This window comes from Pedobacter jejuensis, from assembly GCF_003725795.1.
Lineage (GTDB): Bacteria > Bacteroidota > Bacteroidia > Sphingobacteriales > Sphingobacteriaceae > Pedobacter > Pedobacter jejuensis.
In genome coordinates, this window is record NZ_RBEE01000011.1 from 159,265 (window position 1) to 186,095 (window position 26,831).

General features: G+C 35.2%; 22 protein-coding genes. 8 read left to right on the forward strand and 14 right to left on the reverse strand.

The window, feature by feature from the left end:
• Nucleotides 1–185: 185 nt before the first annotated feature.
• Nucleotides 186–1,733 carry a M20/M25/M40 family metallo-hydrolase gene (locus D7004_RS07185; RefSeq protein ID WP_123205192.1) on the reverse strand — a complete coding sequence of 516 codons (1,548 nt, stop codon included), beginning with the start codon at nt 1,731–1,733 and terminating at the stop codon, nt 186–188.
• A gap of 1,063 nt (nt 1,734–2,796) precedes the next feature.
• The gene (gene accD, locus D7004_RS07190; RefSeq protein ID WP_123205193.1) at nt 2,797–3,642 is read right to left on the reverse strand and encodes an acetyl-CoA carboxylase, carboxyltransferase subunit beta; all 846 of its coding nucleotides are present in this window, start codon (nt 3,640–3,642) and stop codon (nt 2,797–2,799) included.
• A gap of 425 nt (nt 3,643–4,067) precedes the next feature.
• Here accD and fbaA point away from each other — a divergent pair, with 425 nt between their 5' ends.
• The 3 genes from fbaA (at nt 4,068) to D7004_RS07205 (ending at nt 6,194) form a co-directional block, all read left to right on the forward strand.
• On the forward strand, nt 4,068–5,147 hold the full coding sequence (fbaA, locus tag D7004_RS07195) for a class II fructose-bisphosphate aldolase (protein WP_123205194.1): 1,080 nt from the start codon (nt 4,068–4,070) through the stop codon (nt 5,145–5,147).
• 142 nt (nt 5,148–5,289) lie between these two features.
• Nucleotides 5,290–5,772: a low affinity iron permease family protein gene (locus D7004_RS07200; RefSeq protein WP_123205195.1), complete on the forward strand. Its 483-nt coding sequence runs from the start codon at nt 5,290–5,292 to the stop codon at nt 5,770–5,772.
• Complete coding sequence (locus tag D7004_RS07205; RefSeq protein WP_123205196.1) at nt 5,772–6,194, forward strand: GNAT family N-acetyltransferase; 423 nt, start codon at nt 5,772–5,774, stop codon at nt 6,192–6,194. Before D7004_RS07200 ends, D7004_RS07205 begins: the two co-directional genes overlap by 1 nt.
• Before the next feature lie 34 nt (nt 6,195–6,228).
• Here the strand turns inward: D7004_RS07205 and D7004_RS07210 are convergent, their stop codons facing one another.
• The 7 genes from D7004_RS07210 to D7004_RS07240 form a co-directional block, all read right to left on the reverse strand.
• Entirely contained in the window at nt 6,229–7,179 is a 951-nt protein-coding gene (locus D7004_RS07210; RefSeq protein ID WP_123205197.1) for an alpha/beta hydrolase, read from the reverse strand.
• A gap of 189 nt (nt 7,180–7,368) precedes the next feature.
• Nucleotides 7,369–8,235: a hydroxymethylglutaryl-CoA lyase gene (locus D7004_RS07215; protein ID WP_123205198.1), complete on the reverse strand. Its 867-nt coding sequence runs from the start codon at nt 8,233–8,235 to the stop codon at nt 7,369–7,371.
• Nucleotides 8,236–8,451: 216 nt separating this feature from the next.
• The gene (locus D7004_RS07220) at nt 8,452–9,768 is read right to left on the reverse strand and encodes an NAD(P)/FAD-dependent oxidoreductase (RefSeq protein WP_123205199.1); all 1,317 of its coding nucleotides are present in this window, start codon (nt 9,766–9,768) and stop codon (nt 8,452–8,454) included.
• A gap of 412 nt (nt 9,769–10,180) precedes the next feature.
• Nucleotides 10,181–13,171 carry a protein translocase subunit SecDF gene (gene secDF / locus D7004_RS07225; protein WP_123205200.1) on the reverse strand — a complete coding sequence of 997 codons (2,991 nt, stop codon included), beginning with the start codon at nt 13,169–13,171 and terminating at the stop codon, nt 10,181–10,183.
• A gap of 632 nt (nt 13,172–13,803) precedes the next feature.
• Entirely contained in the window at nt 13,804–14,307 is a 504-nt protein-coding gene (locus tag D7004_RS07230) for a dihydrofolate reductase (protein ID WP_123205201.1), read from the reverse strand.
• A gap of 89 nt (nt 14,308–14,396) precedes the next feature.
• Nucleotides 14,397–14,768: a four helix bundle protein gene (locus D7004_RS07235; protein ID WP_123205202.1), complete on the reverse strand. Its 372-nt coding sequence runs from the start codon at nt 14,766–14,768 to the stop codon at nt 14,397–14,399.
• A gap of 92 nt (nt 14,769–14,860) precedes the next feature.
• Nucleotides 14,861–15,682: a thymidylate synthase gene (locus D7004_RS07240; RefSeq protein ID WP_123205265.1), complete on the reverse strand. Its 822-nt coding sequence runs from the start codon at nt 15,680–15,682 to the stop codon at nt 14,861–14,863.
• A gap of 197 nt (nt 15,683–15,879) precedes the next feature.
• Here D7004_RS07240 and ispE point away from each other — a divergent pair, with 197 nt between their 5' ends.
• The 5 genes from ispE to D7004_RS07265 all read left to right on the forward strand — a co-directional run bounded on the left by ispE (nt 15,880) and on the right by D7004_RS07265 (nt 19,895).
• Nucleotides 15,880–16,683, forward strand: coding sequence for a 4-(cytidine 5'-diphospho)-2-C-methyl-D-erythritol kinase (ispE, locus tag D7004_RS07245; protein ID WP_123205203.1), 804 nt, complete (start codon nt 15,880–15,882; stop codon nt 16,681–16,683).
• Nucleotides 16,684–16,762: 79 nt separating this feature from the next.
• The gene (locus D7004_RS07250) at nt 16,763–17,182 is read left to right on the forward strand and encodes an OsmC family protein (RefSeq protein ID WP_123205204.1); all 420 of its coding nucleotides are present in this window, start codon (nt 16,763–16,765) and stop codon (nt 17,180–17,182) included.
• A 70-nt stretch (nt 17,183–17,252) separates the two neighbouring features.
• Nucleotides 17,253–18,422 (forward strand): trans-sulfuration enzyme family protein, encoded by a 1,170-nt coding sequence (locus D7004_RS07255; RefSeq protein ID WP_123205205.1) that lies wholly within the window; start codon nt 17,253–17,255, stop codon nt 18,420–18,422.
• 389 nt (nt 18,423–18,811) lie between these two features.
• Nucleotides 18,812–19,534 (forward strand): pirin family protein, encoded by a 723-nt coding sequence (locus D7004_RS07260; protein ID WP_123205206.1) that lies wholly within the window; start codon nt 18,812–18,814, stop codon nt 19,532–19,534.
• A gap of 64 nt (nt 19,535–19,598) precedes the next feature.
• Nucleotides 19,599–19,895 (forward strand): response regulator, encoded by a 297-nt coding sequence (locus D7004_RS07265; protein WP_123205207.1) that lies wholly within the window; start codon nt 19,599–19,601, stop codon nt 19,893–19,895.
• A gap of 170 nt (nt 19,896–20,065) precedes the next feature.
• Here D7004_RS07265 and D7004_RS07270 read toward each other — a convergent pair whose 3' ends face one another.
• The 5 genes from D7004_RS07270 to D7004_RS07290 form a co-directional block, all read right to left on the reverse strand.
• Entirely contained in the window at nt 20,066–20,461 is a 396-nt protein-coding gene (locus tag D7004_RS07270; protein WP_208646807.1) for a GxxExxY protein, read from the reverse strand.
• A 151-nt stretch (nt 20,462–20,612) separates the two neighbouring features.
• Complete coding sequence (locus D7004_RS07275; protein WP_123205209.1) at nt 20,613–20,891, reverse strand: lipopolysaccharide assembly protein LapA domain-containing protein; 279 nt, start codon at nt 20,889–20,891, stop codon at nt 20,613–20,615.
• A 3-nt stretch (nt 20,892–20,894) separates the two neighbouring features.
• Nucleotides 20,895–23,699: a TolB family protein gene (locus tag D7004_RS07280; protein WP_123205210.1), complete on the reverse strand. Its 2,805-nt coding sequence runs from the start codon at nt 23,697–23,699 to the stop codon at nt 20,895–20,897.
• Between the two features lie 1,150 nt (nt 23,700–24,849).
• Nucleotides 24,850–25,728: a DMT family transporter gene (locus D7004_RS07285; RefSeq protein WP_123205211.1), complete on the reverse strand. Its 879-nt coding sequence runs from the start codon at nt 25,726–25,728 to the stop codon at nt 24,850–24,852.
• Nucleotides 25,728–26,831 carry an LptF/LptG family permease gene (locus D7004_RS07290; protein ID WP_123205212.1) on the reverse strand — a complete coding sequence of 368 codons (1,104 nt, stop codon included), beginning with the start codon at nt 26,829–26,831 and terminating at the stop codon, nt 25,728–25,730. The genes D7004_RS07285 and D7004_RS07290 overlap by 1 nt, the downstream gene beginning before the upstream one ends.

Genomic DNA, 26,831 nt, shown 5'->3' on the forward strand with positions numbered 1-26,831 from the left:
TGATAGTCCCGCTATCGTTTCAATCTTTTTGTTTATGTCATGCTGAGCTTGTCGAAACACTGCAACAAAAGTATTTCCACTTTATCGGGTTTATCGAACATGAGTCTGTACAAGAAAATTAATAGCATAAAAAAGGAGCATCCGTTTCCAAATGCTCCGTTTAAAGAAGTTTTTAGATGATTTATTTATAATCCACCTTTTCTATTCGATTTTGTTTGAACTGGCCAAGTAACTTGTTTGCCTGTACGTTCGTTCACAGGCAAATCAGTTGCTTTTTCTGTCGATGTTTTTTCAGGGTCTTCGCATGCCATATAAACCATAATTGCAGCTAAAATCACATTGCTTCTTATCTCATCAAAAACTAATTTATCATAGCTGTCGCGGTTTGTGTGCCAGGTATAAGTTCCATAATCCCAACTGGTAGAACTTAGCGAATAGCCTAATGCTCCGGCTGCAACAAATGATGCAAAATCAGAACCTCCTGCACCTGGCATTCCTGGGAAACTGGTTTTAATTTGATTTTTGATGGTATCAGGTACTGCAGCTAACCAACGTGTTATGTAATCTTTGGATTTAGCAAAACCTTGTCCGCCAATATTAACCACTCTACCTGTTCCATTATCTTGGTTAAATAATGCCTGTAAGTTGCTCACAATTTCCGGATGGTCTTCTACAAAAGCTCGCGAACCATTTAAGCCTTGCTCTTCACTTCCCCAATGGCCAACTAAAATTGTACGTTTGGGGTTCGGATAAAATTTCTTTAAAATCCGCATGGCTTCCATCATCAAAATTGTTCCAGAACCATTATCTGTTGCGCCACTTGCAGCATCCCATGAATCAAAGTGTGCCGATAGCATAACATATTCTTTAGGTTTCTGCTTACCTTTTATTTCTGCAATTGTATTAAATGTTGGCACAACACCCAATTCTTTGGATTCTGACTCTATTTTTAACATCGGTTTATTTCCATTTACTGCTAAGCGATAAACAAGACCATAGTCTTCAACCGATAAATCAACAGTGGGGATTTTAGTTGTATTTGCGCCAAAAACTTTATCTACACCAAAACCCTGCGACCAATTGTTTATAATGATGCCTGCTGCACCTGCGTTTTCAATCGCTAAGGCTAAATTTTTAGCATTTAAACCAGTTTTAGAAATCCCTGCTGCCCAGGCTTTTGCAGCATCTGCTTTTTCTTTCTTGTATTTGTCGAACAAATCTTTTGTAGCAAATTCTTCCCAGTTTTTTTCTGGTCGGCCAGAAATTTGATTCATTGAAATTAAAACTAGCTTTCCTTTAGCGTTTGGTAACCATTTTTGAAAAGAAATGGAATCGGTAATGGCAGGCAAAACAATTGCTTCAGCGTTAACAGCCTTACCGTTAGTTGATGGACTCCACGCCAATTGTGTACCTTCTAAGGTTCTTAATCTTGGGCTAACCAAATCAATATGTGTTACGCCTCTTTCCCAACCACGCCATTCGCCCCATTTTTCGTTTCTTGCAGAGATTCCCCAATCGCTGTATTTTTTAACTGCCCAATCGTTCGCTTGTTTCATTTGCGGTGAGCCAACCAATCGCGGACCAACAACATCAAGAAGTTCGTGAGCTAATTTTTCTAATTGTGAGTTTTCGTTAACCTCTTTAACGATATTATCGATTATTTTTTTGTCTTGCGCAAAAATAAAAGATGAGGTAAATAGTAGGAAAGTTGGAAATAGTAGTTTTTTATTCATTTCAGTTTGCTTAATTGATAGGCTAATTTAAGGATTAAGGTGATGGGAGTGGTGATGTTAATGGAAATGTTGCAGATTGGTATGTTTTACCAGCTCTGGGATGGCTCTTTCTTTATTCTCTATAAAAAAGAGGCGTTTCTGCGAGCTTATCTTCTGCAGATGAGCTTATGAAAGTTTGTGGTGTTCTGAAAGTTTGTTTAAAACATCCTCCATAAAATACAGCTTATATTTCCGCGTCTTCTGTGTTTCCATGGCAAATCTCAGGAAAGCGTATTATCACTGTAGTTTTTAGGCGTTTGAATTCCCCTCTTGAGGGGTGCGCGAAGGGTGGTTTTTTTTTACTGCCTCTCCCCAAGAATTAAAAAACCTGTGTATTTTAAACCTAATTGCCGTGGAAAGCCCTCAATCCCGATTTTTCATCGGGAGCGGACCTGAAACAAAAAGCAGGACTGAATTAACCGAAGTTCTTCAAGCCCTGCTTTTCATATTATATTTAAATATTAATTAGTCGATTTGTACAAATGAACCAATGACTAATGAACCAATTTAGTTATTCAACATTTTAATAAAAGCACCTAATTTAGCGACACGTCTTGCTGAATTTATTTCAGCATCTTTCCTGCCAATAAGACCCTGAAATAAATTCAGGGTGACGTTAACTCGCAAAAAGCAACTTATTAATAATGTTAAGGAAAACCAATAATCGAGCTCAGGTTTATAGCGTCGTTCAATCCGGCTTGTATCTCTGTGACTTCTGTGTTTCCGTGGCAAATCTCAGGAAAGCGTATTATCACTGTAGTTTTTAGGCGTTTGAATTCCCCTCTTGAGGGGTGCCCGAAGGGCGGGGTGTTGTTTTTACTGCCTCTTCCCAAGAATTACAGAACCTGAGTAATTTAAACCTGATTGCCGTGGAAAGCCCGCAATCCCGATTTTTCATCGGGAGCGGACTTGAAACAAAAAGCAGGACTGAATTAACCGAAGTTCTTCAAGCCCTGCTTTTCATATTATATTTAAATATTAATTAGTCGATTTGCACAAATGAACAAATGACTAATGAACCAATTTAGTTATTCATCATTTTAATAAAAGCACCTAATTTAGCTTTCATTGCCCTTCTATCTACAATAAAATCTAGAAAACCGTGTTCTAAAACGAATTCTGATGTTTGGAAACCTTTTGGTAAATCCTTTTTAATGGTTTCTTTTATAACACGGGGTCCGGCAAAACCAATTAACGCACCTGGTTCGGCAATGTTAATATCGCCTAACATTGCATAAGATGCCGTTACGCCGCCCGTTGTTGGGTCGGTTAGTAAAGAAATGTATGGTATTTTTGCCTGACTTAATAAAGCTAGTTTAGCTGATGTTTTAGCCATTTGCATTAGCGAAAATGCAGCTTCCATCATTCTTGCACCGCCAGATTTTGAAATCATTAAGAAGGGAATTTTATGCTTAATGCTGTAATCTATAGAGCGAGCAATTTTTTCGCCAACTACCGAACCCATAGAACCGCCAATGAAAGCAAAATCCATACAGGCAATTACCAAATCCTGACCTTCAATTTTACCAACACCAGCACGAATTGCATCTTTCAAACCAGTTTTGGCCTGACTTTCGATAATTCTTTCTGTGTAAGGTTTATTGTCGTTAAAATTTAGTGGGTCGCCAGATGTTAAATTGGCGAAAAGCTCTTTAAAGTCATTATTATCAAATAAAACTTCGAAATATTCTTTAGAACCTACCCGAAGGTGATAATCGCAATAATGGCAAACGTATTTGTTTTCCTGAAGTTCGGTTTGATGAAGCGGTTTTTTGCAATTCGGACATTTGTTCCATACGCCATCAGGTGCTTCTTTCTTCTCTTCAGTTTTGGTAATAATACCTTTATTCTCTCTCTTAAACCAAGCCATATTTTATTTTAAAGAATTGGATTGCAAAGAAACGAAAAATATAATCAAGTTTATAAATTAGCAGGAATCAAATTTCAATAATCAAACCTGGTAGGAGAGAATGACCAAAAATCAAATCTCCATAGTCAAATTAGCGGGAAGGAATAACTAAGAATCGAATTTCAACCATAAAAACACTCTTTCCGATTTGTAATGTTTTAAAATTGCTTATTGAAACTTCATCATTCATCTTAATTGTTTATTGAAAATTGATAATTGTTTAATATTTGATTATTTAGCCCAAAGTGTTTCTTTTACACTAAGGATAATGTGTTTGTTACACTAAACCTGCCTTATTTGGTTCTAAGGCAAATAATTCTGTTGTTACAAAAGCTACATAATGTTAATTTTTTTTATAACTTAGGACTTAATAAAATTAACAAGAGATGAGTTTAAAAGGCTACAAAGGCGTAATTTACGGAGATGCCGTTCAAGAATTATTTGAACAGGCTAAAAAACATCAGTTTGCTTTACCAGCGGTAAACGTAACCGGTACAAACACGGTTAACGCGGTATTGGAAACTGCTAAGGCAGTAAATTCGCCTGTTATGATTCAATTATCTAATGGTGGTGCGCAGTTCTATGCTGGTAAAACTTTAGATAATGAGAAATTGCAAGCATGTATTTTAGGTGCAGTATCGGCAGCTAAACATGTACATTTATTGGCAGAGCATTATGGTGTTGCAGTCGTTTTACATACAGACCACGCCGCTAAAAAATTATTGCCTTGGATTGATGGCCTTTTAGATCATGGCGAAAAATTCTTCGCTGAAACTGGTAAACCTTTGTTTTCTTCGCACATGTTAGATTTATCAGAAGAATCGATAGAAGAAAACATGGAAATTTCTGCGAAGTATTTGGCTCGCATGGCAAAAATGAATATGACTATCGAAATCGAACTTGGCGTTACAGGTGGTGAGGAAGATGGTGTTGATAATAGTGATGTTGATAGTTCGAAATTATATACTCAGCCAAGTGAAGTTGCTTATGCTTACGAAGAATTAAGCAAAGTTTCTCCACGCTTTACTGTTGCAGCAGCTTTTGGTAATGTTCATGGTGTTTATAAACCAGGAAACGTAAAATTACAACCAGTTATTCTTAAAAACTCTCAGGATTTTGTGAAAGAGAAATTTAGCTTAACTGCTGAAAAACCGATTAACTTCGTTTTTCATGGCGGTTCTGGTTCTTCGCAAGAGGAAATTAGAGAAGCAATTTCTTATGGTGCCATTAAAATGAACATTGACACAGATATGCAATGGGCATTTTGGGAAGGTATTTTAGAATATTATAAAAAGAACGAAGCTTATCTTCAAGGCCAGATTGGTAACCCTGATGGAGAGGATAAACCAAACAAAAAGTATTACGACCCACGTGTATGGTTGCGTAAAGGCGAAGAAACTTTTGTTAAGCGTTTAACGAGTGCTTTCGAAGATTTAAATTGCATTAATGTTAACGATAAGCTATAATGTTTTTGATTGATTCTGATGTTTGACTAATTATTCAATCATTCAAAAATCATTCATCCAATAATTAAACAAAAGCGCCCTAGGTTTAAAAGCTTATGGCGCTTTTGTTTGTTTTATGGTATATTTAGGAAAACAATGTTTGATGAAAAAATCCAAAAGTGATTCTAAAAAAAATAATTTTTTTGAAAAGTTTGCTAACGCTGCTACAAAATTCACAGGGAGTTCATTCGCATTTATTTCTGCAACAGCGATAGTAGTAATTTGGGCTATCACTGGTCCGCTTTTTAATTATTCTGAAACCTGGCAATTGGTAATAAATACTGGAACCACGGTTATTACCTTTTTAATGGTCTTTTTAATTCAAAAGGCACAAAATAAAGATGGAAAGGCAATTCAGTTAAAATTAAACGAACTGATTGCTGCACAGCAAGGTGCGAGTAATAGAATGGTAGATATTGAGGACTTGAGTGAACAAGAATTAGATCAGTTGCATAAATTTTACGTTACAATTGCGAAACTTGCAAAGAAAGAGGCCGATATTCATTGTTCCCATTCTATAGATGTGGCAAAGGAGCTAAACGAAATGAAATTGAAAACAAATAAAAATCTTAAACAACCAAAATAATGAGTCTGCTAGTTCAAAAAGTTAATCATCCCGAAGATTTAGATAAAGTATTTGCTATACGTAAAGTTGTGTTTGTTGATGAACAAAATTGTCCACCCGAATTGGAATGGGAGCATGAAGATGAATCGACACATTTTTTGGCAACACAGAATGGCAGACCTTGTGGTGCTTGCAGATGGCGAAAAACAGAAAATGGCTATAAATTGGAGCGTTTTGCGGTTTTGAAAGATTTTAGAGGACAAGGTGTAGGTAGAGCGCTAATTGCAGAAGCATTATCTGATTTACCCTCCGATGCGGATTACGTTTATTTAAACTCACAATTGGATGCGATGAGTTTATATGCAAAATTTGGTTTTGTTGCAGAGGGCGATCAATTTGAAGAAGCTGGGATACAGCATTTTAAAATGGTAAAAAAGGTTTAGCCTGATTTATTTGGGCATTGAACCTACAAACTATTTATAGTTCTGCTAATTTTAATTTATCCCACATAAAAGGTTGTAGATACTGCCAATAGTCTCCTCCTAAAGATAGGTTTACCGTATGAGTCATATTCGGCTGAGGAACTAAAGTACAAGTGTTTCCCGAGTTATTAATTGCTTGCTGTGTAGGTATTGCATTTTGTGTCCAGGTATATCCATCTGCGCCAGAGTCATATTCTTTGGCATGAAACATTAATACTGGAGAATCGTAAGAATCAAATTTTATAAGTCCTGGTTGATTGGCAGGGTCACTATTAATCAGAGAGGAACCCGTTGAAATAGAACCATTAGTTTTACTTGAAAGACCAGGAAAATTGTTAATACCAATATTTGAATCATATTCAGTTGCATTTAGAAGTGAAAGCACACCACCTGCAGAACCTCCAAAAACCACAATTCTATTTGTATCAATGAAATATGTATTGGCATTATATTTTAAGTATCTAATCCCGTTTTGTATATCTTCTAAAGCACATTGAACTGCAAATAATCTCAATTGCGGACTTTGATTTCCTCCCGACTTTGTTAGCCTATAATTGAGCGATGCACATATATAGCCAGCTTGCGCATAGGTGTAGACTTCAGCCTTCCAGGCATCCTTATCTCCGCTAGAAAAGCCACCACCGTGAATCATAACTAACAGAGGTTGTTTTTTTGTACTACTAGCATTTGGCGGAAGATAAATATCCATGGTTAAGGATAGGTTATTGGTACCAACTTCGATTTGTTTAGTTTTTTCGGAGGTATATTGCAGATTTTGAAAATTAGGCCTTGTACTAAAAGTTACTTCCTTTAATCGAATTTCAGATTCCTGATAAATATTTTTTAAATATTGTCCTTCGGGATTTATCGGTTTGGTTTCCTCATTTTTACTGCAACCCAATAGAGTTATTGAAATCAGTACAGTTAGTGTAAAAATCCTCATCATTGTCTAGTTTAACATTTTGACGTTATATCTTATCAAAAGTTTAACGATATGTTAAGAGAATATGACTTTGATCTTTATTGGTAGATGAACTTACAAATATTTGAATTTGAGAAATTAAAATTTAAGCTGAATGGAAAGATTTAGGCTATTTCAATTGGAAATATTATTAAATGTTTAGAATGACATGATTTAAGATTGATTAAATAATCTTCCAGATAATTTCATTGCCTCGTCCCATTTATCCATATTAAGTTCCACAGTTTCGCATCTGCTGTTTAAATAGGCTATTACATCTTCTGTGGCTATATTACCTGTTAAATCATCAGCAGCCATTGGGCAACCTCCATAACCCTTTAGGGCAGAATCGATTCGCTTCACACCTGAATTATAAGCTGCCTCAATTTTCTCAAATCGCTCGGCAGGAGTGGAGTGTAAATGAATTCCGATTTCGGTATTGCTGAACCTAGTAATAAGTTTAGGTAGAATATTGGTAATACTTTCTGGAGTTGAAACGCCAACCGTATCGGCTAAAGAAAGAATTTTAACGCCTTTCGACACAAGAATATCAGCCCATTTTTCTACAATCTCATAGTTCCAAACATCACCATAAGGATTTCCAAAGCCCATTGATAGGTAAATAACAGCTGTTTTATTGTTGTTAGCACAAAGCAAAAGCATCTCTTCAACAGTTGCTAATGATTGCTCAATACTAGAATTTGTATTGCGTTGTTGAAAAGTTTCGGAAATGGAAAATGGAAAACCGAGGTAACTAATCTCATTATGTTTAATAGCCGCTTCAACGCCTTTTAAATTGGCTACAATGGCTAAAAGTTTGGTAGAAGTGTTACCTAAATCTAAATTAGAAAGAACTTCACTGGTATCAGCCATCTGCAGAATTGCTTTTGGAGATACGAAACTTCCAAAATCTAAGGTATCAAAACCCACTTTAAGTAGCAGATTTAAATATGCTGCCTTTAATTCTGTTGGAATGAATCCGTGCAAGCCTTGCATGGCATCACGTGGGCATTCTACTAACTTAAATTGGTTTAGGCTCATATCGATTCGGTTTTAACCGCAAATTGCTCAAAGTTTTCCACAAAGAAGATATTAAACAACTATTTAATGGAAATGGACGATGGGTGATTGAAAATGGATAATTGAAAATGGAAAATGGGCAATGAACAATTAATAACTACCAATGAACCAATGACCAATAAACCAATTACCAATGATCCAATGAACGAACGTACTAATGACCAATGAACCAATGATCTAATGAACTTCCTTTGCTTCTTCTCTATAATCGATGCTTCTGTCTTTAGCAAATGTTCTGATAATCAATCTTGTGCCTCTATCATAGCTGAAATAACTCCAAAGCCAATTGATAAAAACAATAAGTTTATTTCGAAAGCCGACTAAGGTCATCAGGTGAACAAACATCCAGGTAAACCAGGCAAATATTCCTTGAAAATGAATTTTACCTATATCAACTACAGCTTTATTTCTGCCAACGGTTGCCATTGAACCTTTATCGAAATATTTAAATTTTTCAAGCGGCTTTTTTTCTACGATATTCATCAAGTTTTTTGCTAAATGATGCCCCTGTTGTATGGCTGCTGGAGCAACTCCCGGGTGCCCGTTTGGCGTTTCTTCATCAATAATAGCAGCAACATCGCCAATAGCATAAACATTTGGATAACCTACCACTAAGTTCTGGGTATCTGTTTTCAATCTTCCTCCACGAACAACTTCGGCTTTATCCAAACCAGCTAAAACTTCCCCTTTTACTCCAGCACTCCAAATAACGGTAGAGCTTAAAATTGGCGATTTATCTTGTAAGCTTAAGGTATGTCCATCGTAACCTAATACGCGGGTTTCATTCATTACTTTAACGCCCATTTGCAATAAGAAATCTTTTGATTTCTGTTGGGCTTGTGGAGACATCGGACCTAGCAACTCAGGCGAATTTTCAACAAGGTATATGTTCACCTTTTTCAAATCCATTTCCGGGTAATCGTTAGGAATAACATGCTTTTTAAGCTCAGCAATGGCACCAGCGGTTTCTACACCTGTTGGTCCGCCGCCAACAACAACAAAATTTAATAAAGCACTCTTTTTGTCCTTATCTGTTTCGATAAGTGATTTTTCGAAGTTTTGTAGAATCAAGCTTCTTAAGTCTAATGCTTCTGGGATAGATTTCATTGGCATTGAATTCGCTTCAATTTCTTTATTGCCGAAGAAATTACTGGTTGAGCCCGTTGCAATTACCAGATAATCATAATTAACTTTTCCAATATCAGTTAGCAAACAATTTTCTGCTGCAATAACCTCTTTAACTTTAGCTACCCTAAAAGTTAGGTTTTTTTGTCCTTTGAAAATTTTACGAAGTGGAAAAGCGATAGAATCTGCCTCCAATCCTCCTGTAGCTACCTGATATAGTAAAGGTTGAAAAGTGTGGTAATTATGTTTATCCAACATAACCACTTGAAAAGGTTTGTTTTTTAATCTTTTTGCTAATTCGATTCCACCAAATCCACCGCCAACTATAACTACTCTAGGGTATTCACTTTTAGGAAGTTGTAAATCCATTTTTTATCTGATTGTTTAATGCTAATGTAACAAAAAGATAGCCAAAAGGTTTAAGATTTGACATTCAGTAGCAATCATTCCCTTATATAACTTTGGTATGACGATATGGGTTTTATGGAAGTTTTTAGTACAGGTTTAAGTGCCTAAACCTGATGGAAACGAGCATGAAGCGCAGCGAAATAAAGTGTACAGCAGGACAGGTCTAACCCAAGAATTGCTGGTTTTGATTTTCAAAAACCTCAACGTGTTATTTTAACTAAGTCGTCATGCTGAATTTATTTCAGCATCTTAATAGAGAGCTAATTTATTATAAAGACCCTGTAATAAATTTACGGTGAAACACTTTTAAAGTAAAAGGCAAAAAAAAACGCCCCGATTAGATCGAGGCGTTTAAATATGTTCTATAAAAATCTTAGTTTTTCTTCTCTGCAGAACTTCCCAAATCGATTACGATAGGAGTAGAGATGCATAGTGATGAGTACGTACCAATAATACGACCAATTAACAATGCGAAGATAAACCCACGGATGCTATCGCCACCAAAGATGAAGATAACCAATAGCACGAAGAATACCGTTAGTGATGTTAAAATGGTACGACTTAATGTGCTGTTTAAAGCAAAGTTAATTAAGTTGTTACGTGCTTCGCCATGTAAATCTTCCTTGCCCGATTCTTTTAGTTTCTCACGAATACGGTCGAACACAACAACAGTTTCTGTCATGGTGTAACCCATTACCGTTAAAATTGCTGCAATAAAATCCTGACCAATTTCTAATGAGAATGGCATAACACCATCTAAAATTGTGTAGAATGATAGTACCATAAGCACATCATGGAATAATGCAATTACTGCACCTAAACCATATTGCCATTTTTTGAAACGTACTACGATGTAAATAAACATGAACAAACATGATAATAACACTGCGTAGAAAGCACCATTAACAATATCACTAGCGATAATTGGAGTTACTTTTTGCGAGCTAACAATTTCATATTTAGAACCTGCTAAACCTTTATTTAAAGCATCTTCTACAACTTTGTCCGTTTTAGGATTTTGATCTTCAATGTGGAACGTGGTTGTAATTTTTACCTGACTATCTTCGCCTGCAGTTTTCACTTCAGGTGTTTCGTTGCCAAAAACAGGATTTAATTTTACTTTTAAATCTTCTGTGTTAACGGCTTTGTCGAAATGAACCAAATAAGTTCTACCACCTTTAAAATCTACACCCAGGTTTAAACCACCGTTTTTAAAGTAGAATACAAAACCTAAAACAATTATTACAGTAGAAATAACATAGTAAATTTTACGGCGACCAACAAAGTTGAAAGCCACATTTTTAAAGGCATTACGGGTAAAGTTGTTATCAAAATTGATTTCAATTTTACGGTTCAGTAATGAATCAAAAACAACTCTCGAGATTGCAACAGCTGCAAATAATGATGATAGAATACCAATACATAATGTGGTTGCAAAACCTTGAACTGGTCCGCTACCGAAGAACCAAAGAATTGCTCCTAAGATAAATAAAGTAACATTTGAGTCGATAATTGAAGGCATTGCATGTTTAAAACCTTCTTTAATTGCAGTTGCAACATTCTTTCCTTGCGCAAGTTCTTCACGAATCCTTTCAAAAATTAGGATGTTCGCATCAACTGATAAACCAATTACCAAAACGATACCAGCAATACCAGGTAAGGTTAATACTGCTCCAAGTGAAACCAATATCCCCATAATGAAGAATAAGTTTAACAATAAAGCAAAGTTAGCTACCCAACCAGCACGGTGGTAATACAGAGCCATAAAGACTAAGATTACGATAAATGCGATGATGAAAGATATTAAACCATCATGAATGGCTTGTGCACCTAACGTAGGACCAACAATGTAGCTACCAGCAATACGAGCAGGAGCAGGCAATTTACCAGCCTTTAAAATGTTCGATAAATCTTTTGTATCTTCTTGCGTAAAGTTTCCTGAAATAGATGAAACACCATTTGGAATTTCTCCACCAACTCTTGGAGCTGTATAAACACTGTTATCTAAAACTACAGCGATAGATTTGTTATCATTTTCATCGTTAACATTTCCTGCAGCCTGAGCAGTAATTTTTTTCCATTTTGCAGCGCCTTCGCTGGTCATGTACATGGTTACTTCAGGCTTGCCTTTTTGGTCAAAATCATTACGAGAATCGCTAATCGCGTCACCACCTAAATCTGGTTTACCATCAGCACTTGTAACTTTAATTGCATATAGTTCAAAAACCTTAGAGCCTTCCATAGGTTTTGCACTCCACATAAACTTCATTGTAGAAGGTATAGAAGCAGCTACTTCAGGCATTTTGAAGTATGCATTAACTTTAGCCGTATCTTTTTGTGCAACCCAACCAACAACTGGTCCTGGGCGTAAAGCCGGCTGACCATTTTCTCCTTGATAAGTCGGAATGCTTAAAATTGAAAATAATGGGTTTGATTTTGCTACAGCAGCTTTTGCAGCCGTTGAGTCTTTTTTACCTAAACCAGCTAACTTGCCACCTTTAGTAGTATCAGTTGCTGACTTTTCTAAACCTGCTAACTTTCCGCCTGTAGCCGGGGTAGCAGTTGTATCAGCTGATGCTGTAGTTGTAGGTTCTTTTAATGTAGAAGCCAAAGTTTTATTGATGTTTTCTAATAAAGAAACCACTTCTTGCACTTCGTAAACTTGCCAAAATTGTAATTCGGCAGAACCTTGCAATAATTTATAAACACGCTCTTTATCCTGCACACCCGGCATTTCAATCAAAATACGATTGCTGCCTTCTTGCTTTTGCATATTTGGACTAACAACACCAAAACCATCAATACGCGAACGCAAAATGATAAATGAACGGTCGATAGCACTTGTTGCTTCTTTTTCTAAAAACGATTGAACCTCGCCATTACTAGCGCTCGATTTTAATTGAGTTGCATTATCCTGGTTAGAAAAGTAATCTGCAAGTTTTACGCCTGGGCTTAGTTTTTCAAATTCATTAACAAACAATTTAATGTAATCTTTACCACCAGCGTTTAGTTGAACTTGAGCGTTCTGTAAAGCTTTGTTAAAATTAGCATCAGTTGTATTATCTGCTAAAGATTTAACCAATTCTGCTAACGATATTTCCATCGTTACATTCATTCCGCCTTTTAAATCTAAGCCTAAATTAATTTCTTTAGATTTAACAGATTGATAAGTAAAACCCAAAAGAGGATAAACTTTCTCCGTACTCATCGAATCTAAATAAGCCTTCTCTTTGGCTAAATCACCTTTCGCATAGTTTTTTGCGTCTTTTTCTACACTGGATGCTACCAAAGTAAAAGAAAGTGCATACGCACAAACGATAGCTAATACTATCGCTATAAACTTAATAAAACCTTTTCCTTGCATTGTTTGTTTAAAATAATTTGTCTTTCGCTGTTTTTTAACAAGTCGGCAAATCTAATTAAATTTTTAAATTATAGAACCCCTTAATTGATAATTTATTAACATAAATTTTTACGGGGCAATAAAGCCACTTTTGTTACGCAGAACTTATTGAAGCTTTTGATTTTGAAGCTGAAATTTATTTGGAAAGCAATTGCAGCAGCTTTTTGCTTTGGTTCGGTCCCGCTAATGTTCCTGCCGATGAAAAATCGGCATCTACGAATATCGGGTTTAGATGGCACGAGAAGGGTAGCTATTAAATTGTAAATTGCTTAATCTACTATTAATGGAGGATGTATTGAGGATGTTTAGTTACTATAACAGTTTAGTAGTATTGTTATAGCAGGTGACTTATTTGGAAAGCAATTGCAGTAGCTTTTGGGTTTGGTTCGGTCCCGCTAATGTTCCTGCCGATGAAAAATCGGCATCCACGAATATCGGGTTTAGGTGGCACGGATAGGATAAAGATTTTCGGCTGAGCGCAATTATCACCGCTATTGACAATTGCTTTAGCTAATCATAGTTTCTTTTTGTCCTCTGTAAATTCTTTTTATCCTCTGTGAAAATCTCTTTTTCTCTGTGGTTAATAAAAAAAGTTACTTTCTTTTCAAAACCTCAAAAGTATAATCGTATTTATTCTTTTCATCAGCTTGATGTGGCTCAGAACTAATCGTTTCCCATTCATTTCTATCTATTGCAGGGAAGAAAGTATCCGCATCAAAAGTATGGTGGATAGTTGTCAAATAAAGTATATCCGTTTTCGGTAAAGCCTGGCGATAAATCTCTGCACCGCCAACAATGAATACTGGTTTTTCTTCACTTTTGGTTATTTCCAAAGCTTCATCTAAGCTATTTACTATTTCTACGCCATCAATGTGCAATGAGGTATCTCTTGTAATTACGATATTTCTGCGGTTTGGCAAAGGTTTGCCAACAGAATCAAACGTCTTACGACCCATAATAACGGTATGCCCAGAAGTGGTTTGTTTAAAAAACTTTAAATCAGCAGGCATATGCCATAAAAGTTGGTTGTTTTTACCAATGGCGAAGTTTTCGCCTACGGCAACGGCTATAGAGATAGATTTTTGTTCATTAGTCATTAGTCATTCGTTAATTAGTCATTGGACATTAGTTCATTAGTTTGCAGGGATTTTAAACATAGTGCAAAATTAACTTGTAATTACTTCGGTTATTGTATTTCGGGCTTGTTTCCGATATATTTAATATATGCATTCAATTTTAAGTGAATAGTTTGCAAGTCCAAATAAAGCACTTGATAAATCTCGTCTGAGATGAGTTTTCGATTTTTTGATTTCCTTAAAAAAGATTTCACCTCTAAAATTGAGCCTCGGCTGTAATAACAAAAGTTCTTATTTTCTTTGAAATGATAGCGGCCATATCCCTCAGCAATATTTGCGCTAATTGAATCGGCAGCTCTGCATAATTGTTTTCCGATGGTATCTTTCGAAAAATAATCCCAAGTAATTACAATGTTCCATATCTTATCTGAAATTACTTCAGAAAGATTATAAACTTCTAAGTCTTCTAATTTATAATTCATGTTTTTATTTTTTAAAATGAATTATAAGGATGATTTTTCTTAAGTTTTATTAGACACCCAAACAAATGACTAATGAACAAATGACCAATGAACTACACCGCCACTACACCCTTAATATGTGGATGCGCCTCATAATTCTCCAAAGTAAAATCTTCAAACTTAAAATCGAAAATGCTTTTCACATCAGGATTAATTTTCATTGTAGGCAACGGTTTTGGCGCTCTACTTAATTGAAGATTGGCTTGCTCAATGTGGTTGTTATACAAATGCGCATCACCTAAAGTATGAACAAAATCTCCGGCTTGTAAGTCACAAACCTGTGCCACCATCATCGTTAACAAAGCGTATGATGCAATATTGAATGGTACGCCTAAGAAAATATCAGCACTGCGCTGATACAATTGTAAACTAAGTGTGCCTTTTGTTTCACCCTTTAGGGGGTTAGCGGGTGCAACATAAAACTGGAAAAAAGCATGGCAAGGTGGTAAAGCCATATTTTCAATTTCAGCAACATTCCATGCAGAAACAATAATTCTACGCGAATCTGGATTATTTTTTATCGTATTGATGATATTGGTAATCTGGTCGATATGTTTACCATCAGGTGTTGGCCAACTTCTCCACTGCGAACCATAAACAGGACCTAAATCTCCATTTTCATCTGCCCATTCATCCCAAATACGTACACCATTATCTTTTAAGTATTTGATATTGGTATCGCCTGTTAAAAACCAAATTAATTCGTGAATGATTGATTTTAAATGCAGTTTTTTAGTTGTAACCATCGGGAAGCCTTCCTGCAAATTAAATCGCATTTGGTGACCAAAAACACTAATGGTTCCGGTGCCGGTACGGTCATGTTTTTGTGCGCCATTATCCAGCACATGCTGCATTAAATCTAAATATTGTTTCATATACCCCAAACCCCTGATGGGGATTTTAATCTTGAATAAATTATCAATTACAAATATGTAAAAAATCTTAATCCCGAAATCTTTTAGTTTTCTACATTGATGGATTTTTAAACAAGCCTGACTTTTGTATGTTTGCATCAGAACAATATTTGACTTTGAGGTAAATCTCAAATCTCAAATCTCAAATCTCAATCTGCATGTTATCTTTTCCAAACGCAAAAATAAATCTGGGTTTAAACATTACCGAAAAAAGGGCGGATGGCTATCACAACCTCGAAACTGTTTTTTATCCAATAAATATAAAAGATGCTGTAGAAATTACAGATAACGAACATACATCTTGCAAAATTCATGGTATTGATATTCCTGGAGATGCGAATGATAATCTCTGTTTAAAAGCTTATCACCTCATCAAAGCTGATTTTGATATTCCATCGCAACAAATAAATCTTTTGAAAAATATTCCGGTAGGTGCTGGTTTGGGTGGTGGCTCTGCAGATTGCGCTTTTGTAATTAAACTGATTAATGAAAAATTCAATTTGGGTTTATCGGTAGATGAAATGGAAAATTATGCTCGTCAGCTAGGTGCGGATTGTGCTTTTTTTATCGAAAACAAGCCAGTTTATGCTTTCAATAAAGGCGATGAGTTCGAAAAATGTGAAGTAGATTTGTCAGCCTGGTTTAAAGTTTTGGTGAAACCACCTTTACATGTCAGCACAGCTGACGCATACGCTTTGGTAAAACCTAAAAAGCCTTTGCAATCGTTAAAAGAAATCATACATTTGTCGCCAACAACATGGAAAAATAAGGTTATCAACGATTTCGAAATTTCGGTTTTCGCAAAATATCCCCAAATTCATCAAATAAAAACCAATTTATACGATGCAGGCGCAACATTCGCTTTAATGAGTGGTAGCGGTTCGTCGGTTTTTGCAATTTTTAACGAACCCGTTAAACTGCCCGAACTGGAAAAAGACAATTTAGTTTATTATAATATTTAAAAGAGCTGAAAGGTAAAAGCTGAAAGACTAAAGCAAAATGCGTCTTGATATTGGATACTGAATAATCGTGAATAACAAAATGAACATAAATCTCATCCGCAAAAGCGGAAAATTTAATTTTGAGGCAGTAAATGAAAGTGGCTTTACTGTAGAATTGGATGCTAAAGCTGCTATTGGAGGCGAAGGTAAAGGTTTCAGGCCAATGGAGATGCTTTTGGTAGGTCTTGGTGGTTGTAGTGGCATTGATATGGTTAATGTTTTAACGAAACAAAAAGAACCTTTAGATGATATTAAAATAGCCATTAATGCCACACGAAAAGACGAAGAGATGCCACCAATTTTCGATGAAATTGAAATTCATTTCGATTTATTTGGCGATTTAAGCGCTGCAAAAGTAGAACGTGCTTTAGCCATGACTTTCGATAAATATTGCTCTGTTTCGAACATCTTAGGCCGCTCTGCGAAAATAAACTTTACATACAAAATAAATAAGGTTTAAGGTAAAAGGTTTTAGGCTTAAGGTCTCGAATCTCATATCACAAATCTCAATACTCATATCACAAAACAAAATGAAATCCGAAAATTTTGAAACCATAGCGATACGAACTCAAACCGAACGCAGTTCGCACAAAGAACATTCTGCGCCAATTTACTTAACATCGAGCTATAAATTTGATGATGCCGAAGAAATGCGGGCTTTATTTGCAAATGAAAAGGAGGGTAACGTTTACAGTCGCTATTCAAACCCAAACACATCAGAATTTATAGAAAAAATGTGTCTTTTAGAAGGTGCTGAAGATGGTTTCGCAACAGCAACTGGTATGGCCGCTATTTTTACTACGTTTGGTGCTTTCTTAAAAAGCGGCGACCATATTATTTCTAGCCGCTCCGTTTTTGGTTCTACACACCAGTTGTTAACCAATGTTTTCTCTAAATGGGGTGTAACTTTCGATTATGCCGATTTAGACAAACCTGAAGATTGGGAAGGTCTGATTAAGCCAAATACAAAAATGATTTTTGTAGAAACGCCGTCAAATCCTGGTATTGATATTATCGATTTGCAATTTTTGGGCGATTTGGCGAAAAAATACAATCAACTTTTAGTAGTTGATAACTGTTTTGCTACACCTTATTTACAGCAGCCGATTAAGTTAGGTGCTCATATTTCTATTCATTCGGCAACAAAATATATCGACGGACAAGGGCGTGTTTTGGGTGGCGTAATTTTAGGCACCAAAGAATTAATTACAGAAGTGATAGGTTTTGCCCGCCACAGTGGTCCTGCTTTATCGCCCTTCAATGCCTGGATTTTATCTAAAAGTTTAGAAACCTTGGCCGTTCGCATGGACCGCCATTGCGAAAACGCATTAAAAGTAGCCGAATATCTTGAAAGACACCCTAAAATTAAGTTGGTAAAATACCCTTTCCTACCATCGCACCCACAATATGAAATTGCCAAAAAGCAAATGAAACAAGGTGGTGGTGTTGTTACTATTGTTGTTGATGGCGGTGTTCAAGGCGCCAGCAAATTTATGGATGGATTGAAAATGTTTTCCATTTCGGCAAATCTTGCAGATACACGCTCCATTGCAACGCATCCAGCTACCAGCACGCACAGCAAATTAACAGAAGAAGAACGAAATATAGTGGGTATAGAACAAGGCTCCGTTCGCTTATCAATCGGGCTAGAACATATTAATGATATTCTTGCAGACATTGAGCAGGCGTTAACTTCATAGCCTTCAGAAGGAGGAACTACAAGCGAGATAGGGAACCAGGTGTTTTTTCTATCTCGCTTTTTTTTATCTCTACTTTTCCATCTAAACTTTAATGCGTTAGTACACTTTAATCTTAAAATCCTATAATCCTGCAAATCCTAGCTATTATTTATACTTGCATCAATATCTTAGAAATTTAGAACGGTAGTGCACTTTAATCTTAAAATCCTATAATCCTCAAATCTTAGCCATTACTTACTCTTGCATCTATATCTCAGAAATTTAGAACGGTATTGCACATTAATCTTAAAATCCTATAATCCTGAAAATCCTAGCCATTACTTACCCTACATCAATACCTACATGCCAAACACAGCTTAAATTTGTATCATAAACAAGAAAGGAAATTTATGTCACAGTTTATTTTGCACAAAGAAAACACCAGAGGCCATGCAAATCATGGCTGGTTAAACGCCCATCATTCATTCAGTTTTGCTAACTATTACAATCCTGATAGAATGCATTTTGGGGTTTTAAGAGTTTTAAATGACGACTTAATTGATGGTGGAATGGGTTTTGGTGCGCATCCACATGATAATATGGAAATCATTACGATTCCATTGGCTGGAGCTATTGCTCATAAAGACAGCATGGGTAATTCAGCTGTTATTAATGCTGGTGAAATTCAGGTTATGAGTGCGGGTACTGGCGTAAGCCATAGTGAATTTAATGCTTTGGAGGATGTTCAGCTAAACTTATTGCAAATCTGGTTGTTTCCAAATAAAAAGAACGTTACACCACGTTACGACCAAAAAGCTTTAAATGTTGATGCTCGACACAATAATTTTCAGCAGATTTTATCTCCAAATGCAGAAGATGATAATGTTTGGATTCATCAGGATGCTTGGTTCTCACTGGGTAAATTCGATGAAGGATTTGAAACAGCATATAAAATCAAAAAAGCTGGAAACGGTGTATATGCTTTTGTGATTAGCGGCGAAGTTACCATTGACGGACAAACACTAAGCAAACGCGATGCAATTGGTATCTGGGATACAGAAAGCATCAGTTTTAAAGCAATTTCTGCAGATGCAGAGGTTCTGTTAATGGATATTCCGATGGAATTGAATTAATAATTATTTTTTATCATACCTCATAGGTATTAAAAACCTATGAGGTTTATTATTTTGGATAAATATGCAAACCACAATACTTTATATTGGCAGAGATACAGAAATTACCGTCGTGATGAATCGCTTACTTAATGCCAAGCCAGAATGGAAGGGTATTTGCGTTTGTAGCGATGCGGAGGCGATATCTATTTTAGAAAATCAGGAAGTGGATTTGATTCTTTTGGGTAATGGTATTGATTCAGACGCAGAAGAAATATTAAAGAAAAATATTTTGTCTATTCAACCGAAGGTTAAAATTATACAGCATTATGGTGGTGGAAGTGGTCTGCTGTACGGAGAAATTATGACTGCACTGGGCTAACTGTCGTCTACTAGGATTAATAGGATTACAGGATTTTAGGATGAAATGAGAATAGTATGGAAGGCGAGTTAATCCTCTCATTCAAAAATTATTGTATTATTTAATTCTAAACCATTGATACTACTATCCTGATTTTTATTGCAAATTAATGCTAAAATCAAATAATCCCATTAATCCTGGTTTTTGTTGTCCGGATGCTTTGTATTATAAACTCTTTTAAAAGTAAGACTCCTACTTCCAAAATTAATTAATAATCCAACGGGAAGTTTATATGCCTCAAGATAATTGATTGCTTGAGCAAGGTGTGCATCGTTTAATTCACTTACAGCTTTTAGTTCAACCATGATATTGTTTTCAACGAAAAAATCAACTCTTCTGCACCCAATTTTCGTTTCCCGATAAAAAATAGTCATCGTCATCTCTTCTTTGTAAGATAGATTTTCAATCGACATTTCAATACCTAATGCTTTTTGATAAATCTTTTCCTGAAATCCAGAACCTAAAAAAGAATGAACTTTCATTGCACAGCCGATAATTCGACCTGTGATATCGCCATATTTCATCATAATAAATAAATTTATTTTTTTAGAAATAGGGACTTTCTTTCAACCAAACTAAGCTATAAAATCTAGAAATACAATGTTTTTAAATGACAATTTTAATCAGATGTTAAAATCCTAAAATCGTTTAATCATTAAAATCCTGGTAAATCCTCGTCTAGCTAATATACGCCCTGTCTTCGTCGCTCAAATCTTTCTTATTCTCGGTAGGATTATTTTTCTGAATCTCATCATCGTAGCTGCTAACTGTTTTTCTTGGTCGGCCGGCGATGAAACCGATGATAAAACCAACAATAATGCAAATGCCAATTACCAAAAGTTTTGATACCGCAACAGTTGTAACTAAGAAGTTAAAATCGACAGGCTCGGTATTAACCATTAAAAATATGGTCAATATTGCTGTTAGAATGATGATGAAAATGGTTTTTCCGCTCATGGGTTAAAAGCTATAATTAAATGAAAACTCTAATATCGGATTTTGATTGTAAATCTTATTAACAAAAACCAATCTGGCTCCAACATCAACAACAGGTTGATAGCGCAAAATGTTTAAACTACTATTCAATTCTACGCCATAAGTTTTTGGCTGACTCAAATCTGTGTTTATTCCAATGTTTTCATAATGGCTAAACAAACCAGCCCTAAAATTTCTAATGTATGCCAGCGAACCCAATTCCCAATCAGGAAAGGCAAAGGGAAAACGATAATTAAAAAGCAAAGTGTTTTGTAATTTACTTTTCGCTAAGATGTTGTTGTAACCATAAACAGTCGAAATTTCTGTAGCGTATTGATTTACGCCGCTTGCTTTCTGATAATTAAAACTTGCCAGGAAAGAATGATTTTTAGCTAAACCAGGAAAGTAAAAGAAACTTTCTAGCGCCATAATTTCGCCACCCAAATTTTTATCAAAAGGTTGGTGATTATAGGTGGCTCTTAACACTTGCGCCCATTCTGGAGCAATATCTCTTTCGGTGGTGCGGACGCTATGGTTAAACGTAAAATTATATTCCATCGGAAATTTAAGCTCGCGAATAAAATTGCCAGGCATGTTTTCGAGTAAATACCTTTGGGTAAAACTTGTTGCCGCATTTAGTGTAAAGGTGTAATTATGATTTCTTGCATTAAACGAAAGCGGAAGAGCTGCATTTAATTTCACATAGTTCTCTCGCCAATCGCCTTGCTGACTAATGTTTTTAGCTCGATAGAACGTTCGTTTAGGTCGGTTGCGGTATAGCAAGCTAAAAACTGGATAAAGTGCTTTATAGCTAATATCTGCAGTGTATTCAAATCGTTTCAAATCACGGTGGTATTTTGCGCCAGTATAGAAGTCCATCGTGTTCAATAAATTGTTTGATTGAAGTTCTAAACCAAAAACATATTCATTATCGATTACCGGAATTATGCTGTGAAAACTCAATAAGTTTAAGGCCTGATGAAAGCGTTTTGACTGGAATGAACTATCTGGAATTTTTTCAAAAACATTGCCTACGTTTTCTTGCTTTTCTGCTGCTGATGAAAAATCAACAAACGTTAAAGGACCAACAGGTTTTTCAATAAGAGATTTTTCCGCAATTTCATAACCGTTAATTTTGTAATCGTTAAAAGTTATACTACCATCTTCAGTTTCTGTGGGATTAAAGGCACCATATTTGGCGCTACTTAATGCATTAATTCTTTTCGTTTTAATGTTAATGCTGTAAATATTATCGATGCCACTAAAGTGTGCGTTAAAAACAATTTTATCTCCGATAAAAATTGGTCTATTCAGTTGCTGTCTGCTGCCAGAAATGATATTAATCTTTTTGCCATTTTCCAATAACCACAAACTTTTTCCTTTTTCGCTCACGCTGATGTAAGCAATCCGATTTCCGGTTTTATCAAAGCTTGGTGTTTGCAAAATTTCGTTTTCTTGGTTGGGGTAGGTTTTTAAAATCTTCCCCGAAGTAGCATCGATTTCTACCAGATTAAACTGATTGCTCAAGTCAACTTTTGCTACAATAATTTTTTTACCGTCTGCAGAAAGGCTAGGGGAGAAGAGGCGACTTCTGCTACTGAGCTTATTGAATTTTTTAGTCTTAAAATTATAGCTACATATTACGCTATAACTTCGTTGTTTATACCGCGGGTCGTAACGGATTTCATCCCAAACCAAAAGGTTATTTTTATAGCTAAACCAAGGCTGTTCCTGATAACCAATTCCGAATAATTTTTGTTCGGTTTTATCTTCGTTTATGATAACAAAATATCGAGCCTGTTGCTTACTTTCTTTCAGTGCCAAAATCTGATTTTTATTTAGGCGAACTGGTAGAAAATAATTGGTAGCTAATGATGTTTTCTGATTCAGACTTTCGTAGTTTTCAGCCGAGATTTTTCCTTCCTGAATTTTCCATTTTTCAATAAGATTTTCTTGAGTATTGGCGAAGTAATTTTTGGTGTTTTTTCCGGTAAACTTTTTTAAGCTTTGCGAAAATGGATAAAGCCTCAAAGGTCTTTTTCTGATGTCGCCCAGCAAACTGTCTGAGATAAACTTTCCATATTTTGCTTTCATATTCGCCACCATTAAAAATCCGGTTTGGTAGTAGCCTGGAGTTACATCTTTGTTCGAGCCAAAATATGCTTTGCTGTACGAAAATTTTTCTCCCTCCAATAGTGAGGTTCTGTAAGGCATAATCCATTTTGGTTGTCGCCCGCGACCAGAGTTGGTTAATGCAGTTTCGTTCACTACGGCGTCGCCTTCAAAAAACCAAATCGGGATGCCCACACCCATGTAAGCGAAATAAACCAACTCAGGAAATGGATGGGCTTGTGTTCCTGTCAATTTGTCAAACTGAGCAACATGTCGAAGCTCGTGTACCGCAAGGTTATTCAACCAGTCTTGGCTATCAAAATTTTGTGGAGGCGTCGCATAAAATTCTGACTTCTTCGGGCCGAGCTGAACAAAGCCATTGGCAATGGTTCCTTGATTCTGTAATAGGATAGGGATAGCTGTTTTTTGCTGACGCAAACTAAGTCCAACCTTTGGATAAATAAATGGTAGGGTATTGGCCATTCGTTGTGCATCTTTTTCAAGCTCTCTTGGGTAAATGATTTTAAAGCCCCCCGAACAAATATAGTTCCATTTTACACTAAGCGGGTTTTGGTCGGAACTAAAAATTTGCCCAAAAACCGATTGTGAAATAATTGTTGATGTAATGATGGCTAAGTAACTGATAAATAGTGTACTGTTATGTTTATTGAATTTCATTTATGTAAATTACTAAAATAATTAGTTTTTTGATTTTTATTGAATATTATTTAACTAATTAATAATTTTATTTAAAGTTATTATATTTATGATTTACAGTTTGTTATATATTTTTTATTAATCTTAAATAATGGATTTTATTCAATTTTAATCTATCGATTTAAACTTGTTCTGCATGTTTCGGGTAACTGATAATTTATTGAATTATACGGTGCTTAAATTACACTAATTAATTGATTTAAAAATGAAAATTTGTACAACAAATATGAATGATGTATGTAGCGTTCTCCAATTTTTGTGCTAAATGTTTAACTATTCTCCCGGTGTAAACTCAAGAATTTAAAGATATGGGCGAGTTTAACAAGAATGATTTTTATTGTTAAATTTTAGAATTAATGAATCATAGTGAGAATTGTTAAATTGAAATCACTTTGCAGATCAATAATTAGATAATCAAAGTGGATATTTTATATATGATATTGCTATTGTAAGCATTAGAATTATCTGATTTTATATATGACGAATTGACAGTTTTACATAAGTTAGTTATTAGAAATTATCAAACATCAAATAGAAATCAATTGTTAAATTTCTGTTGTATTAGGCAATCTTGTTTTATACAGAATTCAATTGTGGGTCAAATGTAATTCGGTTTTTTAAAGATCGATTCGATTAAATTTGAAAACTGCATTGCCTTATAATCCTTAGGTTTGAGATTAAAATTCTTATAAAGGAAGGCTTTGGAACAGCAAATATTTGATAGAGAATGATAAAATAACTTTAGAATATGAGGTGGTTTTTTGATGTTGAAGCCTTGAATAAACATTAAATTTATTCGTTATTTACCTCGAATTAATCGAAAATTTGCGCCTTTAACGATGATTCCTCAGCATATAGGGATTTATTTTAAACAAAAATATTTTTATCTGATAATTTGTTAAATAGCATAAATACCTTGTTTCTATAGCCATAAAGGCATTTTATATAAGTTTTTGTCTAAAACTTGTTAGAGATGTCAATTATAGACTAAGAGGGATATTTTAACGCTAAAGTTCTTATGAGCGCTTATATAAAACTTGAAATTTTGGCGAGCAGATCTATTATTAAGCAATAAATAATTATCTTCTTTAAGTCTTATTTTGATTAAAATCTAGGCGTGATTTTTCTTGTTTTTGTAGATAGGATATAGAAAAACAGAAGCTAATATGATGGTGGCACCAATGTAAAATCCGGTCGTCATTTGTTCTTTATCCTTAAAGAAAATGAAGGCTAAAAGGATGCCATAAACCGGCTCCAAATTGGTTACTAATGCGGTCCGAAAAGCTGATAAAGTTTTCATAACAGATACGCCTGCAACATATGCAACGGAGGTACAAAGCGTACCTAAAATCGTTAAATAAATCCAGTCATTTGTGCCCAAATTAAAAGGCACATTTAGAAAGGAGCCATCGTAAAAACGATACAAAGTTATCCAAAATAGCCCACCAGAAAGTTCATAAAATCCTATGATAGAAGGCTGGATTTTTTGTACAAATGTGGAATTGATAGTGGAAAAAATACTTGCTGCAAATGCTGCAGAAAGACCGAAAATTATACCCAAAGTATATTGACTTTCGAACTTAAATATCATGTAAATTCCAACAATAATTAATAAACCAATTATGATATCTCCTTTATAAACTGGATGCTTTTTAATTAGCGGCTCTAGTATTGCTGTAAATAATGTAAATGATGAAAGGCAAACTAACGTAACTGAAACCGTAGAAACCTTTATGGCATGAAAGAAAAATATCCAATGAATGGCTACAATTCCGCCTGTTAAAAATAGTTGAATAAACTGCTTTTTCGTAATTTTTATATTGGTTTTGGTAATGCTAAACCACGCAAATAATGTTATCGAAGCAATTAAAACTCTATACCAAACCATCGGTACAGCATCAATAGAAATCATTTTACCAAGCACGCCTGTAAAGCCCCAAACAAAAACGGTAAGATGCAGGATTAGTAAGTTTTTTTTATTCGCATCCATTATTTTGGGGCACGTTTTAATAGGTAAAAACCTAGCAATCCGAATACAATTGTTGGTGATAAAACGGCAACAAAAGGAGGTAAACCTCCCTTGGTAGAAAACATCTGAGTAAATTGATTAAATACGATATAAGCGAAGCTGATAAATATTCCAATACCTAATGAAACACCAACCCCTCCACGCACCTTCCGTGAGGATAATGCAACACCAATTAATGTAAGTACAAAGGCCGATAATGGATGTATATACCGTTTATATTGTTCGAACATTAAATCGTTCATAATTCCTGTTCCGCGTATTTTTTCTTTCCTTATTTTTTCTGCAAGTTCTGGTGTTGAAAGGTTCTGTACCACGTTATCATAAGCAGAAAAATCATCCGGACGCATATCTAAAATGGTATCTTTTAGTTTACCATTGCCGTAAATCATGGTTTCTTTTAGTCCATCAATTTTTCGAATGGAGTAATTGCTCAACTGCCATTTTCGCTTAGTAGAATCCCATTTAATGTTATCTGCAATTATTTTTCTGGTAAGCACATCACCATCAAAATTATCTAGTGAAAAGCGATATCCATAATTTGTTTTGTTATCAAAACTTTGAATATAGATATAGGTTTTATCATCCAGTTTCATGTGGATGTTTGATTTAGTCGAAGGGTCGTTTCGTTTAACAAAATTATTTTCGAAGCTGTTTTTCAACGTATTTGTGTACGGAAGTATATAAAGATTGGATACTAAATTGGCAGAAAATATGATGGTTGCTGAAACAAAATATGGCCATAAAAATCTATTAAAACTAACTCCGCCACTTAAAATGGGAACAATCTCGGTCTGATCGGCCATTTTTGCTGTAAAAAATATTACGGCAATAAAGTTAATTAATGGCGATAGCATGTTGATGTAAAATGGGATCGAACCTGCATAGTATTTAGACAAGACGCCCCAAAAACCCAAACCACTTTTTAAAAAATCATCAAGCTTTTCTGATAAATCGAAAACAATAATTATAATTACAAAAATGGCCAGGGTATAAATAAATGTGCCCAGGTATTTGCCAATAATGTATCGGTCGATAATTTTTATTCTGCTTGTTATAAAATTCAT